At 40.4% G+C, this 15,714-nt stretch carries 24 protein-coding genes; 2 read left to right on the forward strand and 22 right to left on the reverse strand.

Translation table 11 applies throughout. The features are described from left to right. Positions 1-66 precede the first annotated feature (66 nt). The 6 genes from M1D71_RS19990 to M1D71_RS20015 form a co-directional block, all read right to left on the reverse strand. The gene (locus M1D71_RS19990; RefSeq protein ID WP_458123364.1) at positions 67-909 is read right to left on the reverse strand and encodes a restriction endonuclease; all 843 of its coding nucleotides are present in this window, start codon (positions 907-909) and stop codon (positions 67-69) included. A 242-nt stretch (positions 910-1,151) separates the two neighbouring features. After that, positions 1,152-2,060: an AbiTii domain-containing protein gene (locus tag M1D71_RS19995; protein WP_458123365.1), complete on the reverse strand. Its 909-nt coding sequence runs from the start codon at positions 2,058-2,060 to the stop codon at positions 1,152-1,154. Positions 2,061-2,130: 70 nt separating this feature from the next. Next, on the reverse strand, positions 2,131-3,150 hold the full coding sequence (locus tag M1D71_RS20000; RefSeq protein ID WP_458123366.1) for a DUF4062 domain-containing protein: 1,020 nt from the start codon (positions 3,148-3,150) through the stop codon (positions 2,131-2,133). Between the two features lie 84 nt (positions 3,151-3,234). Then, positions 3,235-4,659 carry a DEAD/DEAH box helicase family protein gene (locus tag M1D71_RS20005; RefSeq protein WP_458127304.1) on the reverse strand — a complete coding sequence of 475 codons (1,425 nt, stop codon included), beginning with the start codon at positions 4,657-4,659 and terminating at the stop codon, positions 3,235-3,237. Next, the gene (gene terS / locus M1D71_RS20010) at positions 4,649-5,377 is read right to left on the reverse strand and encodes a phage terminase small subunit (RefSeq protein ID WP_458123367.1); all 729 of its coding nucleotides are present in this window, start codon (positions 5,375-5,377) and stop codon (positions 4,649-4,651) included. The genes M1D71_RS20005 and terS overlap by 11 nt, the downstream gene beginning before the upstream one ends. Before the next feature lie 258 nt (positions 5,378-5,635). Further along, on the reverse strand, positions 5,636-6,190 hold the full coding sequence (locus M1D71_RS20015; RefSeq protein WP_458123368.1) for a tyrosine-type recombinase/integrase: 555 nt from the start codon (positions 6,188-6,190) through the stop codon (positions 5,636-5,638). A gap of 539 nt (positions 6,191-6,729) precedes the next feature. On the opposite strand from M1D71_RS20015, the gene M1D71_RS20020 reads away from it, so the two are divergent. After that, positions 6,730-7,050 (forward strand): hypothetical protein, encoded by a 321-nt coding sequence (locus tag M1D71_RS20020; RefSeq protein ID WP_458123369.1) that lies wholly within the window; start codon positions 6,730-6,732, stop codon positions 7,048-7,050. 115 nt (positions 7,051-7,165) lie between these two features. Here the strand turns inward: M1D71_RS20020 and M1D71_RS20025 are convergent, their stop codons facing one another. From M1D71_RS20025 to M1D71_RS20085, 13 genes are all read right to left on the reverse strand, one after another. Then, entirely contained in the window at positions 7,166-7,798 is a 633-nt protein-coding gene (locus tag M1D71_RS20025) for a hypothetical protein (protein WP_458123370.1), read from the reverse strand. Continuing rightward, positions 7,795-8,025 carry a hypothetical protein gene (locus M1D71_RS20030; protein ID WP_458123371.1) on the reverse strand — a complete coding sequence of 77 codons (231 nt, stop codon included), beginning with the start codon at positions 8,023-8,025 and terminating at the stop codon, positions 7,795-7,797. Before M1D71_RS20030 ends, M1D71_RS20025 begins: the two co-directional genes overlap by 4 nt. 484 nt (positions 8,026-8,509) lie before the next feature. Beyond that, positions 8,510-8,893: a YopX family protein gene (locus tag M1D71_RS20035; RefSeq protein WP_458123372.1), complete on the reverse strand. Its 384-nt coding sequence runs from the start codon at positions 8,891-8,893 to the stop codon at positions 8,510-8,512. Beyond that, complete coding sequence (locus tag M1D71_RS20040; protein WP_458123373.1) at positions 8,890-9,342, reverse strand: hypothetical protein; 453 nt, start codon at positions 9,340-9,342, stop codon at positions 8,890-8,892. Before M1D71_RS20040 ends, M1D71_RS20035 begins: the two co-directional genes overlap by 4 nt. Before the next feature lie 121 nt (positions 9,343-9,463). Then, positions 9,464-10,210: a hypothetical protein gene (locus tag M1D71_RS20045; RefSeq protein WP_458123374.1), complete on the reverse strand. Its 747-nt coding sequence runs from the start codon at positions 10,208-10,210 to the stop codon at positions 9,464-9,466. 140 nt (positions 10,211-10,350) lie between these two features. Continuing rightward, on the reverse strand, positions 10,351-10,542 hold the full coding sequence (locus tag M1D71_RS20050) for a hypothetical protein (protein WP_458123375.1): 192 nt from the start codon (positions 10,540-10,542) through the stop codon (positions 10,351-10,353). A gap of 24 nt (positions 10,543-10,566) precedes the next feature. Then, complete coding sequence (locus tag M1D71_RS20055) at positions 10,567-11,004, reverse strand: hypothetical protein (protein ID WP_458123376.1); 438 nt, start codon at positions 11,002-11,004, stop codon at positions 10,567-10,569. Positions 11,005-11,240: 236 nt separating this feature from the next. Further along, positions 11,241-11,789, reverse strand: a complete 549-nt coding sequence (locus M1D71_RS20060; RefSeq protein WP_458123377.1) for a hypothetical protein — start codon at positions 11,787-11,789, stop codon at positions 11,241-11,243. After that, complete coding sequence (locus M1D71_RS20065; RefSeq protein WP_458123378.1) at positions 11,764-11,937, reverse strand: hypothetical protein; 174 nt, start codon at positions 11,935-11,937, stop codon at positions 11,764-11,766. The genes M1D71_RS20060 and M1D71_RS20065 overlap by 26 nt, the downstream gene beginning before the upstream one ends. Before the next feature lie 89 nt (positions 11,938-12,026). Then, complete coding sequence (locus tag M1D71_RS20070; RefSeq protein WP_458123379.1) at positions 12,027-12,692, reverse strand: HNH endonuclease; 666 nt, start codon at positions 12,690-12,692, stop codon at positions 12,027-12,029. A 64-nt stretch (positions 12,693-12,756) separates the two neighbouring features. Continuing rightward, positions 12,757-12,936, reverse strand: a complete 180-nt coding sequence (locus M1D71_RS20075) for a hypothetical protein (protein ID WP_458123380.1) — start codon at positions 12,934-12,936, stop codon at positions 12,757-12,759. Positions 12,937-12,949: 13 nt separating this feature from the next. After that, positions 12,950-13,129, reverse strand: a complete 180-nt coding sequence (locus M1D71_RS20080) for a hypothetical protein (RefSeq protein WP_127549746.1) — start codon at positions 13,127-13,129, stop codon at positions 12,950-12,952. 113 nt (positions 13,130-13,242) lie between these two features. After that, positions 13,243-13,404, reverse strand: a complete 162-nt coding sequence (locus tag M1D71_RS20085; RefSeq protein ID WP_193748451.1) for a hypothetical protein — start codon at positions 13,402-13,404, stop codon at positions 13,243-13,245. A 145-nt stretch (positions 13,405-13,549) separates the two neighbouring features. On the opposite strand from M1D71_RS20085, the gene M1D71_RS20090 reads away from it, so the two are divergent. Continuing rightward, complete coding sequence (locus tag M1D71_RS20090; RefSeq protein ID WP_458123381.1) at positions 13,550-13,762, forward strand: helix-turn-helix domain-containing protein; 213 nt, start codon at positions 13,550-13,552, stop codon at positions 13,760-13,762. A gap of 27 nt (positions 13,763-13,789) precedes the next feature. Here M1D71_RS20090 and M1D71_RS20095 read toward each other — a convergent pair whose 3' ends face one another. The 3 genes from M1D71_RS20095 to dnaN are packed head-to-tail and all read right to left on the reverse strand — an operon-like array spanning position 13,790 to position 15,685. Continuing rightward, complete coding sequence (locus M1D71_RS20095) at positions 13,790-14,083, reverse strand: hypothetical protein (RefSeq protein WP_458123382.1); 294 nt, start codon at positions 14,081-14,083, stop codon at positions 13,790-13,792. Beyond that, positions 14,043-14,555, reverse strand: coding sequence for a DUF1064 domain-containing protein (locus M1D71_RS20100; RefSeq protein ID WP_458123383.1), 513 nt, complete (start codon positions 14,553-14,555; stop codon positions 14,043-14,045). The genes M1D71_RS20095 and M1D71_RS20100 overlap by 41 nt, the downstream gene beginning before the upstream one ends. Further along, positions 14,555-15,685, reverse strand: coding sequence for a DNA polymerase III subunit beta (gene dnaN, locus M1D71_RS20105; RefSeq protein ID WP_458123384.1), 1,131 nt, complete (start codon positions 15,683-15,685; stop codon positions 14,555-14,557). Before dnaN ends, M1D71_RS20100 begins: the two co-directional genes overlap by 1 nt. Positions 15,686-15,714: the final 29 nt, after the last annotated feature.

Here is a 15,714-nt window from a genome sequence, read left to right on the forward strand (position 1 = left end):
AATTTCCTGCCTTCTCTCTTTTGTTATACTTCTATGGATTTATAATATCATTGGATTAATGCTAATTTACTCCGGATTTCTCTTCTTCACATTACCGCTCACATCAATGAAACTTATCTCACCCGACTTAACATCCTTCAGAATTGCTTTAGCAACCTTATCCCCTTCAATCGCAAATGATGTGGTACTTGAAACGATTACATCGTAAATAAATTTAAAACCTTTTAATTTAAATTTTACCCCTGCTTCATTTATCAAAAAGCCATTATCAAAAACATACTCATATTCATAACCAGTTCCTACCGTAGTTGAATTTGGTAATTTTTTATACAGTTCATCAACTGAATTCACTTTATTTCCAATTTCATCTTGAATTATTGTATCCTTTGTTAATGAAATCTGAAATTTATCACCTTTCTTCATATTCAAATTTTCTTTGATCCAGTCAACATCAGGACTCACTAAGATGTCTTTTACGTCCAGTTTCAACATAGTCATATCAACGTGTATATCTTTAATCCTTCCTTCCCAATCTCCACTCTCCGGAAATCTTAATTCAATCAATTTGATACCTTTACTATCAGCATATTGCTTTGCACCTTTTTGAAACCCCTTCTTTGTAACGAATATCCCTTGTATATTCCCTACATCAGACAATACGCCGTAAAAATCTCTTATCTTACCTATCGAAACATTGTTAGTATAGTTTTTACATTCAATAGCAACTCTGTGCGTTAATCCGACCATTTCGAATTCCCAATATACGTCTATTTGATGTTCACACCCAGAGCTACCCATCAGCTTTATGTTATGTCTAACATCAATTGTGTTTATACCTTCAGCTTTATGCAATGTTTCATAAATTTCTTTAGCAAACAGTTCATATTCAGTATTTTGATTATCAGTCACTTTAACCACACACCTTTTCCATGAATGAATAAGGCGATTATATCATTTATTATGGACTATTGATCTGAATATTTACTGATTATCCAAACGCAAGACCGGATTTAACCTATCTCAGCAAATGCAAACACAAAGGCATCCGCTCCTATAAAAAGAAGGCAGGAAATGTTTCCTTACCTTCTTTCTTTGATCATACTTCTATGGATTTATAATAACATTGACTCTATTCACTATTACTACGGATTTTATCCACCAATTTTATTTATAAATGAAGTGATATTCCCTTGTAAAGCTGTCGCAATTAAACTACCAGTAACTCCCTCAGCAATATTCCTAACTGATTTCAAACCTTCCTTAATTATTCCGTTTTTAGGCTTTGGTGATTTTAACTGTGCCTCCAGCGACTCAATATCAGCTTTTAACTCTTCTTTTGTGTCTTGCTCTTGTAATTCTTCATATAACTTTTTGATATCTTTAAGAATAGAGCTTAACTCATGAGAAATAACTTCTGTTGATAAGGTAAGTTCTTGTGAAGAATTTACTGCCTTTTGTTGAATTTGAGAATTATACATTGTCCCTATAGTGTTTATTATAATATCTCCAGATTTTGATGCTTGCTCTCTTTCCTTGTTATTAAATGTCATGCCTTCTCCCAAAACTCCATTTTCCTCCAACTGTATTGTCCATTCAAGAATAATATTCCTAACCTTAGCTACAATTTTTTGTAACTCAGTAATAGGAAAATGGAGAGAAGTTTGATAATCATGACCTGTTGCCTTCATCACAACCTTTTGAATTTCAGTTGGAAAGTTATATACAAGAATTCCATTATCACTCTCACCTAATTTAATTTGATCCTCAATTTGAGTTAGAGGACTATATATTTTTCTTTGAGATAAAATCTCCAATCCTTGGCTAAGATACGCCGGTATATAGCCTATTGCAGGATTTTTAGCCTTGATCTCTCCATGTACCATTCTGTATTCAGGCAAAACACTTCCGTCAAGATTATAGCCATTCATCTCTAGATTAGCCCATTTCTCATGTTCTGATAGATGTAACTTTCTTGATATTGTATAGAATTTTCTTAGTAACACTGAAACTGGAATTGATGGATCAAGAGCTTCTTTTTGAATTTCTAATATAATTGACATCGCTTGTACCACTCCAAATCTATAATAATGGTTACTATAGCAACCATTCAGTTTTATAATATACAGAAATTTATTTTTTCAGAGCTCTTAATGACATTAAATACTCGTCACCGTAGGGCGTAAGCATCCAATATGTTGAGGTATCTTTAACACTTCTCTGCTTCGAACTCATTGCAATTAATCCAAGTGCTCTCAATTGAATTTTAATAGTTTGGAAGTCAGTCGAATTAACACTTACTGATGTATTTTTAATTGAACTACTCTCTCTTATTTTTTTTCCATCTTCATCAATAATAAGCTTAATCAAAGCTCTTGCCATTTCATCTTCAGTCGACTCATTCAACAGTATAGGTCCGATATAATAGAAAATTTCGTCCCAGCTCACTTCTAATGTTCCGCTCAATCTGCTAATACCGCTACTAGGGGTTTTCCTTGCTACAAACGTGTATCCCAGCTCAAATTCATCTTTTCCTTGGTACAGGTTTTCTACTCCGACTGGCGGAGTTGTTCTAACTGTTTTCAATTCAGCTTGTAAATCATCTATCACAGTTTTTAACCTTAGTATTTCTTTAGCAGATCCATCATCTGACACTGAGTCTGCCCTCACCCAACCAACTGCTGGATTTGATTTTATTAGTTTAGTTAGACTTCTTGATACTACCGAGCCCAAATCCGATGGATTAGTCCAATATCTAACTAGTTTCTCTTGTGACAGCGCCCTAAAGTCTGCTAACTTCTCTCTGCCTTCCTTTTCAGCTTCTGTTCTATTGGCAGGCAATTCTTGAGGGTTCTTGTGAATAAAAGAAATGATAGGTTTTCCGATTTCCAGAGCGTATCTATACTCCATTTCGGTATAACTAATCCCAGTAGGTCCAATAGAACCGTATCTTCCACCAAGTACTAAGATATAATAATCACTATCATCTATAACACTCTTGATTAGAGTCCATTGATCATCATTTGTAGCCGGAAAAAGCTCCATCCCTGATGGGATACAGTCCAGCTCCAGTAATGCTTGCATTATTTCTTGTCTTTCTTCTTGAAGGTCTTGATAGGTAGAACTTACAAACACCTGATATCTTTTGTCCATAATTCCCTCCATGTGGAAAAATCGAATAGTCAGTCTTAGAGTAGTATAACACCTTTTTTCCAACAATGGATTATTCCGAGATGCTTACCCAAAAGCAAATCCAGATTCTGTTTGAATATTAGCAAAAGCCAAAACAAAAGCATCTGCTCTATCGGGAGATTGAAGTCCTCGCTTCTTCATGTCATCTTTCTTTTCCAGATAGATTCTGCCGTTGCTTCCCATTCTCCATTTTCGGGATGTCAGCTGTGTTACCAACTTCTCGTCATCAGGTAATTCAAGAACACCTGGAACTCCTAACATATAGTTGCTCATGTTTTCTTCAAGTAAAGCCTTGATGTGACCCCACATTTCAGACCCAAGATTTCCATAATGAGCATCTTCTGCCGATGAACCATTGTTAACACCGATGATAGTATATCCGAGCCCCTTCTCATCATTGATCTCATTCAGTCGATCCGTCACACCTCCACCTACGCCGCTATCATCGACTCTAATTTCCACTTCATCCACTTCTGCGTGCTCTGACTTGATATCATCAATGATCCGTAATACCCAGCCGGCAGTCGTCATTGTATCCTGCTTGTGGTGGAAGTGACTCTTCGCCACCTTCCCACCAATTTGTCCATATATGGTCGTCTCATCATCACCAAAACGAGCCACGTCAACGCCGACAGTAAGTTTGTGTCCGTTTGATTCAATTCGTACTTCATTCTTCGCAAACTCAGCGGCTTCCAATGCTATGAAAGTATCCGACTCTCCACGAGGGAACTCACCTTCAACTCGGACACGCCATACATCAGATCCCTTTCCGTATTTACGTTCAAGCATTGCTATATTCTCTTTGCTTGTCCGAGGACTGTTTAAGCAAGATACTTTATGTGTATTGTAATCAGCACGATCTCGGTTGTGAGAATCATAGAATACTCCACTGGTTCGTGTTGGGTTCCCACACATTAGCAGCTTATTGAATTCACCTGAGAGCGTACCCAATATAGCCTCCATGATACGATCTTCAACGCCAGACGCTTCGTCCACAATAAATAACATGTAGTCTTCATGGAAACCCTGCATGTTCTCCGGCTTGGTAGCTGTCCGGGCTGTGGCAAACCAACGTTCCTCATAGTTGCGCATGTAAATCTTAGTCTTCGTCCATTTGAGAATCCGTTTGAGCAAAGGACTTTTCTCCTGCCACTTACTAATCTCAGCCCACAAGACATCATGCAGCTGCTGACGTGTCGGTGCTGTACAGATAACCTTCGGAAACGGGAAACACGATAGGAACCATAATGCCACCGCAGCCTCAAGGCCGGTCTTACCAACACCCTGTCCAGATCGCACTGACACTCGCGGACTTCCAGCTATGTCCATCATTACTTCTGCTTGCCACTCATCAGGAGTGAATTTCAGTAATTCCACGCAAAAAAGAACCGGATTCTTCCGGTACTCAGGGATTCGCTTTTTGAATGCAGCAAATCTGCGTTTCGTTTGTGGAGACTCTTTACTCACCAGACTCCACCGCCTTTACCCAATCTTCTATGAGGTCATCCTCGGTATCTCCATCACCGTTCTTCAATTTCTCAATTTCAAGGCGGGTTTTATCAACTTTGGCCTGCATCTGATTCAACTTCAATCGGCGCTCATCTTCCTGTGGTGCAATATCAAGGAATTGTTTGATAGCTCCCCTGATCTCACGCATGACCGTAGCTTCGGCCTTGATAAAACTAGCATATTTATCCCAAGCGAATTGGATTTCCCATTCATATTCATCTCCATACTCACCTGGTTTCTCCCTTTTCAATTCTTTGGTCATATCCTCTTTGTCTTTGATGAAGAAGATACGCTGCGCCCAAATGATTTTACGGAATCCCTGGGTGATGTTATGCCAGATCATGTCTATAGGTTCCATTTGCTGAACAATATCTATGAGTTCTAGGTACTCAGGATCTTGCGGCTCGAACTTACGGAACAATCCATGAGTTACAGCTTTCTGATTGCCCAGTGGACCTCCTTTTCCACCTCGATTACCTTTAGCGTTCTGATTGCCACGGGGAGCACCCGGTTTAGCGTTAGCCATCTTCCCTTCCCATTGATCAAGTGATTTCCACTTTCGGACTGATTCAGGTGTGATGCCCAACTTTTCTGCAATCTCTTTCGGCTTCATCACAGCGCCACTATCTTTCCAAATTTTGAACGCCTTTTTACGATTTGGATTCTGCTTCCTGCTCACAAAATTATCACCACTTTCATGCAATTGAGTTGGAATTCCTATTTAAGGTCAGTAATAGTCAAACGTTACGAATGAGTTTGAGCAGTTGAGCGCCACAAACCTTGGCACAACCAGCCTTAATCAGCAATAAAATGTCAATCAAATTCTCCTTAATACGTATTGTGTGTAATTCCTTAATTGCTCAGATTCCTTTTCACTACCAGTTTTCTACCGTTTCCCACATTTTGAATTCATCATTACCTGTTTGAAGTGAATTCGTTACAGCTCAAAGTCCTCTAATGCATCGTCCAAGGTGTCCTGAAGGATGCCAATGTATCTTAAAGTCACCTTTTCTTCTGTATGATTGAACAGATCCATTAGTAACGCTATGTCCTTCTTTTCGTTGTAAAATTTGTGCCCAAACGTTTTCCTCATTGAATGTGTTCCTATTTCAGTTAATCCAACTTCAACAGCCGCATCTCTGATGATTTTGTATGCCATACTCCTGGTAATCGGTTTCTGATCTAAAGTTGATTTTCTATTCCGACTAGGGAATAAGTACTCCCAGTCCATTTTCCCAGCAATGTACGCATCCAAGTCCCTGCGCAGTGATTTACGTATCAAAACCTTCTTCTCTTTCCCTGTTTTACTTTCATATATCAGAATATGACTTCCTTTAACATCTCTAACTCTTAATGGCAATATGTCAGATATTCGAAACCCGGTATTAGTCCCGACTTGAAAAAGAATATAGTTTCTCTCATTTTTTTCTTTCAAATTAATTTTCATCGTTTTCAACTTCACTGGGTCACGGATGGGTTGTACGAATTTCATTACATTTCACCCCTTTCAGTTTAGATTTCCGAGGAGATGGTAGCATGCACAATTGATTCACTCCTGTCCACGTTCCCCACCCACACCCACGACACTGTTCCGGCTGTTTGTCCGATACCCTTGGAATAGCCGGTTCATTTCTGCTGAAATAGTTACCCTCCACATTCTTCCCTCCAATACAAAAAGGCCGCTCCTAAGAGCGACCTTCTCATTTACGTTATTATATGGATTTAAGATAACATGCTTTTATTACAATTTTACTTCGCTTTTCATACATTAGATTCAATGAATAAACGAGTATAATTAATAAATCTCATTGTACTTTAATCATACTACCGCTCCCAAGCCGCTTACGCACATTAGCAAGCGTTGGTTTAATTCCTCCACGTCCAACTCGTCCGCCACTGAGAATATTTGCTCCTTGTTAATCGCCACTATAAGTATGTCTATCAGTGGGCTCTTCATTGTGGAGGGATCTTTTTTGACTAAAAATCACCTTATAGCTTGCCGATATAGAAATAAATAGGAGGTGATTAGTTTTGGAGTGTTTTCATTGCGACGACAAAGGTAGAATAATTAATGAAGAGTGGGACAGAGAATGGGATAGGCATGATAGGAATTCACCGTCTCACTATGACACGAATCTCTGGATGGAGAGATCTGGAATACCGAAGTACGACACATGCACTGTTTGTAAAGGATCAAGAAAAATTGAAGTGCTTCGTGCTACAGATATGATTGGGAAAAATGTAAGAAGCCTGAAAGTAGAATCTGAGGTTGTGAATGAGTATATCCTGCTTCGTTTTGAGGATGGTACTATTGCAAAGATTCCAAGTGAAGGTTTTTTATATGTAAAGTAATATCCAGGCATCCTTCGGGATGCTTTTTTATACACTACAATATTCAATTTAAACCTCTATTTTGTGCTTAAGAGAAAGCCCGCCAACATCAATGCTGGCAGGGCTTTCTCTCAATTCAATTGGGATTTAACAATCCTATTTCACCTTCCTTATTCCGCCCACGACCATAGTCGATTGTTACAAAGTCCAAAGTTCTATTGAACTTAAGACTGTTAGCGATGTTAGCTATTGCTCTACGCCGTTTATCCGCAAATGTAGTTGCTGCAATACCAGGAACGTCCTTGCGATATCCTTTTTCCATGTACACCTGTGCTTTCAGATACTTCTTCCCTTCCAAAAATAGCAGTCTCGCAGCTACACTCTCATGAGGATCTTTGATGTTGTTTATGGCGAATCTAATGTTATTGGTTATGAATACATAAAGCTTGTAGTTATCATGACGCTTGTCCTTCAAAATCACCGAATTCGCCGTTACATCTGATGTCAGTTCATGCCCGGATTCCCGTTTTGCAACCGATCCCTCCGCCGATAGTAGATCGTATGCAGACATTCCGTTTTCGATTTGTTTTAGTGCAAATTCATAGTTTTGAATGATATCAATCATGTCTATATATTTCCCGAGGAGCCATTTAGTTTTACGGATATCTTCCTTATCTACATCCGAGAAGAAGTTTAACTGGATGATCTTATTTGTATCATCAATGTCTTCCTGCTTAGGTGTGATAACTACTACTTCTTCTTTGCTCATGCCGTTCCCTCCCGGATCTCCCGCTTACATTTTTCTCTCATTAATTCCAAGCACCGACCTTCGAACCACTCAAGTTCCCTCTTGACCTGATCCCGGTCTGAAGCAATCTTAGCATTAATTTCAGTCAGCTCTTTCATTGCTTGATCACGTTCGTTTATAGCTTCAATCAAATCCTCTGGAGCTACGCCTTCCCACTCATTTATCAAACCAGCTACTCGGTTGTTCATTCCACCACCAACTTTCCTAACTTTTTCAGGCTCCGTCTGCTATGAGCCCCGGTGAATCTATTGAGGTATGCAATCTTTTTCATGGTCCGTGAAGAGTCCTTTTGCGCTGCCATCCGATCAGGGAATGACATTTCATGACAGTGATCATCGTATCTGATCTTCTGAGCCTCAAGCCCGATCACCAAACAGGATTGTATTGCAATGGCATCGTCGTAAGTTAATCCAAACTGTCTCATTCTGCACCCGCTCCTTCCCCTACATTCTGTGTGCTGCTATATGAGATTCATGTTCACGTCTTGCATGCATCCACTCCGTATAATCTGGGTTTTCAACCAATGGTTGCCCTTGTGGACCGAGAAAGAAAGTCATGTCTGTTAGACTTATTTTTTGCAATTGTCTAGTCGGAACAGTTTTGGTAGTACCTCGAATGATATATTGAGGCGGTGGGTTCTTGCGTAAAGCTCCCGTTTTGGTGTATATCGCCTTATTCATGCTTTCCCGCTCCTTCCTTAACCAATAGTTCAGGATTTTCATAGACATTTCCGATCACTTCTCCGTCTGCTATATATCCCAAATGCAAACCCATTAAAGGTTCATTGCCTCTGAATAACTGGAACATGCCGCCGTATAACCTCACTACCAGATTTTCAGGCAATGGGCCGCTGCTCTCAAAATTCAACTTGCTTACTTTAACGATATCGCCATCGTAGTAATCCTTACCTTTGCTGTCTTTCACCCCGGATTTAAGCATTAACACCATGTACGGCGACCATATGCATACCCTTAGCCAGTTCCGTTCCAAGAACTCGTATGACATTTCTTTGGTTTCTGTATCCCACGCTCTTGCTTTGAATTCATACAGGCTCATTGGTCCGCTCCTTCCTTGGGAGCCAACACAACTCTTTCAAGCGGAATCGTGTATAATTCGTCTGCGAATCTTAATACCGCATACCAGCCGCCCCGGTGCCATGCGATATGATCAACCTCAACTTTCTTCAGGAATGGGAATTGTATTTCATCGACCACGTTCACAATGTCGCCCGGTTTAACCTCGTATCCCTTATCCAACATAGGCTTCCCGTCCCGTCTCACAACCGCTGGAACACCTGTTACCGGGTCTACAATCAGGAGATAAGTGTCACGGTCTGAATCATTTTGTCCTGGAGTGCATGACACAAATGGATGCTCACACTTAGGACAACAATCAAGTTCGCGTCCATCCAGTTCATAGAATGGGCTCTCACATATATCGCAGTACATTTCAACGATCTCGATTGCCATATTGCTTGTTTTATAGAAGTCGATTGTTTTACTCATGGTTTGTATATCCTCCTATTTGGGGAGACCGACCAACACCTGATACGGCCTCGCTTCGCTTAGTATTTCGGTCGATATCGATGGCCTATCGGCCTTATGCGTCATTTCGTTGTGCTGTGCATTAGCTGAACGATGCTTCAGGTTTTTCTTCTGGCTCAACTTCATCACTATCTCCATCAGAATCAAGGATAAGTTTTGTTCCATTTTGACTTAGCTTCATCAAAAATATTGCGAACTCATCCAAATATTTTAGGGAATTTATGTCGTGAATAGATTTGTAGTCAATTGTCCATTCATCTTTATCGAACCTTTTCCAATTGTGGATTCTAATTTGATAATTCATCTTTTCATCGTGTTCACATTCAAAAACTAGTACTGCATTTCTCATATCACTCCAAGAACGTTCTTCGTTATAATCAACTTCAAAACTTACACTCACATATTCGTAAGTAGGCGGCCCATCTTCGTAACAAACATCAAGATCATCCGTTTCAACATTTTTCGCTACATATTTCATCCAACGTTCGAACAATTCTGTTGCTTTGATTGTTTTGTCTTGTTCAGGAATCATTAGTTCTTTGAAATTTTCTAGCAGCTTTTTATTTTCTAACGCAGAACTTTGTAATACATCCACTAAAACGGAATCAAGCTTGGCGATATATCTGCTGTAATCGTAACCTTCCAAATAAGGGATCATTACTGATTTGACTTTTTCCTCAATGATTTTCGTGACATCCCCATATGACCGGAACAAGTTATCCAAGGCGTTTAGCACACCTTTTTCAAGTTGCTCCCCAATAAGCTTTTCGACTGTTCCATCCTCTAATTTGGTGTTGATTACGTCTTTAATTCCATTTTCCAATGACATATATTTCGCTCCCTTTAATTGATATATTTGTTTTACAGTTCGTCTCTTTGCGGCACAGCCGCCATCGGATCGGCCGAATCTACTTAGCGTAAGCGGAGGCCGGATAAGGTGTATATGTCCAGTACAGCCAATAACGCGGCTCACTCAGTAAGTTCAAATTCGCTAATGATCTCCACGTTCTTTAATTCTGTGTTATATCTAGTGCTGGCTTCTTCCAACATTTCTAAATCTTCCATGTCAGATGGTAATTGTCCGTCGAACTCATCTTCCCAAACATCTTTATCGATCCAAATTTCTCGTTCCAATAACACCTTGATGGCAACTCTTTTCATTTAGATCACTCCTTCGTTTAATGGTTACAAGTCTAGTACCGCCAATAACGAGGCTTTGCATCGGTCAGCCGGGCTGGAGTGTACCCGCCCAAATCCTCCACTGCGATCCAAGTCAATTAGTTCTCGCATAAACCGATGCTTTAATTGGTTGTCATCTAACTCATTGAACCGATCGACTATCATGTATGCTGCTGATATAGATTTTGAATATTCCCGATATATTTCACGCCGCACAATTTTGATTTCACTTTCAAGCCAATGCTTGTTGTCAAATTCAAGCCATTCATCCGCTTCTGATTTATAGTTGAAATCCATGCAGATCGTGTTTTCTTCCTTGTTAACGGCGTACCATTTGATTTCAGGAGTTTCTTTTATAACGTACTTTCCTACCAAGGCATCTAAATCCCGTCCTGGGCTCATTCCGAGAATATGTTCTTTGGTTATTTCCGCTGTTTGTGTCATCTATATATCACCCCTAAAAGGTTCGATTTTCGGGTCATTTATGCATTCTCCTGTAGCATCAACGCCATATTCCATCCCGCAATTAGGGCAAGATGGTTGGTCTGGTACATCCAATTTTGGTATTGCAAACGGACATCCGCAATCACACCTAAATGTTATCCAAATCATGTTATATCCTCCTTAGTAGGGAGAGGCCCTAAGCCTCAATTTGTGGTGGAGGGTATTCCCTTCCTCTGTTAAAAAAGTGTTAATTGCTCCAGAGCCTCTTTCTCGATAACTGGAGCTGGTTCCGCTACCTGTACAATCGGCAGCGCCTCTTTTCTCCAGGTGTGTTTATTCGCCTTCCACTTTTCCTTTGTCCAGCCCGCGAAATGACCAGCATGCCATTCCAAAAATTCTTTATTCGCCGTTTCATTCTTCCATATCCATGGACGCCATTGGGCATGTGCATCCGCTTTATCTTTTGAAGGTTCATTAAGCATCCACCACCCAGGGTTTCCTAACTGGTATTCGCGATCAATGGCATCATACAGACCTCCAGTTAAAGTGTGGTGAATGTTCCCGTAGTGGAACGGGTTTTTCTTGGTACCTTTGTCCTTGCTGATGCAGTCATAGACCAACACCTTGTTTGGATCGAAAATCGATGGAACCATTTTGTATGCAACGATCTCGCCAACTGCGAAATTAGGATGCTTTTGTAGAGCCAATACTTTCTCGTCCGCGCCGATCCAGTCCGTCGATGGTTTGGCAACAACAGATTTATCGATTAGCTCCAGTTGGCTCAATTCGTTCACCGTCCTTTAATTGGATCAGTCGTGCATCTGTTCCGCCGCAATGTGGGCAAGCTGGTTCTTCGATTTCATTGTCCACTTCCTGTCGGATCGCGTAGCCTAGTCCGCATTCGCACTCATAAATATCCCATCGTGTTTTCATGTGTCTTGTCTCCCTTCCTCTGTTATCCGGGGATATGATTCACCTCATATATATGTTTTAAAATCATTGTTAAACGAAGTAAATAGATATTAATCATCGAATTGTCCGTAACCAAACGGGACTCGATGCTTCTCTTCAACTCTTACAATATCGTTAATTAAAGTCTCGAATATTGCGATTTGTTTATCATCCATCATTTCAATAAGCCGGACCTCTTTTGCTTTCAATGAACGTCCTGCCGCCGAAGAGATAAGTTCCTTAACCGGGTTTAAAGATTGCTGACGGTTCTGTTTTTCCTGATCCACTTTCTGCTGCACATCTTGCTTCCGATTGTATTCATCCCAATCTTGTTCATCGAACCAGAATCGGTCTCCGTATTTATCACGGAAGGCAGATATCCAAAACTGGAGTAATTCCTCATTCGTTTGTATCCGATCATGACAGGGCCAGCAAAGCCGCAGCCCGTTGGTTTTAACTCCGCGCCCTTTCCTTCCTCGCGGATATACATGGTGAGTAGTCGTCCCTCCCGCAATCTTGCAGCATTCACAAATTCCGTTTGATTCTTCGATAAGTTCAGCTATAACTTCTTTTGGAAAATCGCCACGCTCTTTTGAGCCTGGTCTGGATTGGTGATGGGCTAAAATGTCCTTCTTCCATTCCGGCACAGGCTTTTTGTCTTTCTTACTCCGCCCGAAGCTGCTCATTTTCTTTTCTTTCACTTTTTTCTCTGGTTTCCAGAATGTCTGATGGGCCATTTCCTCATCCACCTTTCCAACGTTTTTCCTGTGCTTATGCTTATATTTTGAACCTATTTCACTGCTACTCCACTACGGATTTTATAGGCTCCAATAACCCAATACGCTCTAAAACAGCGTAATGAGCCTGTCTTTCCTGAGCGGCAGCCTGTACTCCGTTTACTGTGTATCCAACATAAAAAGCAATAGCTTGTTGCACTTCGACAGGTTGTTCATCGAAATTGTTCAAATCTACAGTACTCACATCCAAACCTCCTTTACAAAGCCGACAATCGACTATGTTTTTCTTCAAATTTTGATTTTATGTCGGGTGGTAAATCGCTGATCACTGCATCCCATGTATTCATCAATTCTTTGTTATAGGAACTGAATTGTTTGATTTGCGCATACCTTTCAGATAAAGCTGTGGAGAATTCATCTTTTTCAGCTTCAGTCATAGAGCAAACCTCCCTTTTGACTATTTAGTTCTAGCACAACGTTGATCGTTCCAGTACACTGTTTCATTGTTGAGGTCAGGAAATGTTTCCTTTGCCTCTGAGTGGTGCCAACCTCACTGGACGTATCCAGTGAACGCTCTGAGCCTAATGGCCTGTTTTCGTTCGCTCAGACGAACTTTCAACTCTCTAATCCAGATGGTAAGTAAAGTGAGGTCGTATTCAAATTCCCAATATCCATCGGTCCAATAAGGCGTTTCTTTGTAAGTTCTTCTCAAATTGATTCAACTCCCGATATTTTATTCGTTATCGTATTACGTATATTCGTTCTTGGTTTAATCATATACGATATCGAATATTCAGTCAATCCATCTTGCTAATAAATATTCGTTATCGTATAATCCCTTTGAAAGGGTGACTACTATGATTAATGTGAATCCTAATTTAATGGCTCTTTTAAAAGAAAAGGGGATTACTCAACAACAATTATCAGAAATGACCAGTATTCCTCAGGGAACCTTAAGTCGATTTGATAGAAATACTCGTCATGAATCTACACATTTGTTTACTATTGCAAGAGCATTAGGTATAGGTGTGGAAGATTTGTTTATAGTGCAGGAGCAAGAGGATAAGTAAACCTCTGTGCTCCTTTTTAATTTCCATTCAGACGGGATTCTTAACTTCTGGAAGCTCCATCGTATCTCCCTCTTGCCGAAACTCGATTTGATTTGGATCGTGTGTTGGACCCCAATGGCCGTTTTCTTGTAAGATCCGTACAACGTCTTCAGCGTAAGTTTCGTCAGTATTTATGACGAGGTACATGTTGAATCCAACTTTTCCCTCCGAAACTCGACCATATTGAATTTTATGAAATAAGCGCAGCAATTCTTCTTTCTCCTGTTGGTTAAGATGCTTATTAATGTCCTCGTTTTTGATTACGGTATGTTTGATTTTCATTTTGCTTTCTCCCTTCATCTACTCGTTTTTTAAGTGCATTCGCCGCCCGTTTACGCGCTGATTTTTCCTTCTTGTAATGTGCAAGAGGAATGAATTCTCCTCGCTTTTTAACAAGTATATCTATTGGTAAAGTCGGATATATAGCTTGGAATAGTTTCAGTTTGACTCGGAACGTGGAGGTCTCTACTCCTTTTATGTCTACCACCCGCTGACTGTCATCTAATTCCGTTACCAGGAAGTCAGCAATGTAAGTGACCTTCGGTTTCTCTTGAAGAACAAATTTAGGATGACATGTGAAGTCTTTAATCTCCCCGAACATTTTCTGTTGGAGCAGGAACTGATAATATTCTCCCTCAGCCATACTATCGAATCGTATACCGGTTATATCCAGATTGTGCTTTTTAACGATCCATTCCGAAAACAATGTCCCGTCTTCAGTAACAATCACTTTGGTTGCATTGTATTTGTTCATTACACATCTACCGTCCTATAAGGCAATATGATATGCACCGATTTTTCATCGCTCTGATCCAGGATGTAAATAGGCTTTATTTTACCTGAGAACACCAAGGTCACTTTATCTCCATCTAATGCTTTAATAGCATCCATGAAGTACTTGGAGTTCAGAGCAACGGCGAAATTTTCACCTCTGAATGTCAATGGAACTATGCTCTCGTTTGCCTTTCCTGTCTCTCTTCCTTTACCGCGAATACTCACTTCATCTTCTGTGATACTGATAACGATCTGGTTGTGCTTGTCTTCTTTGGCGAGTGTGTAAACGAGGTCGAGGCAACTCATTAGTTCATCTTTTTCCACCGTAATTTTAGTAACACCCTCCGGTACAACTGACATTCGGCTCACATCCGGGAAGGCACCTTCCAGTACCCTAGAGTAAAAAGTGAATCGATCCGTTCTCGCAAATACGTGGACCACTTCTCCTCCAGCAGATTTCGAGAAACCAAATTCGATATTGTCTTTATCCAAAATTATCTTTTGGAGATCCCCGAGTGCCTTAGCCTCTATAACAGCTCCACCTAATTTAGTAACATCTGTGGCATACTCCGTTTTTGCGAGTCGATGTCTATCTGTCGCTTCAATACCAATCAAACCGTCATCGATATAGATGTGTGCTCCTGCGAGTATTGCTGCATTTTTACCCGTGGGATCGGCTGCATAAGTTGCCTTTTTGAATAGTCTCCTGAGTTCCTTGCCAGTAGTCTCAAACAACTCACTATCATCGATATCCGGCACTTGCGGAAATTCCTCTGGATCGAAAACGCCCATGTCGATTTCTTTCTTTCGGGATCTGATGATCGCGGTTGTTCCCTTTGTTTCAATACTCACATCACCATTGAGCTTCTTCATCATTTCCATTAACAGTTTTGGGATAGCAATTTGTCCATTTACCTCCACCTGGACGTCTTTGCTGAAGATGTACGACTGAATCGTTGTGCGTGTATCCGTCCCAGTAACCTTCAATCCTTCGCTGTTTGCCTCGATCAAGAAACAATCCAAAATAGGCATGAGATTTTTACTTGAAATGGCCTTGCTCGCATCTTCTAGAGCTTCAACCAACAACTCACTATCTACGATTATTTTCATAAGGTCGGGTTCCCTCCTTCACTTTTTTT

Source organism: Paenibacillus sp. Z3-2 (assembly GCF_054161325.1).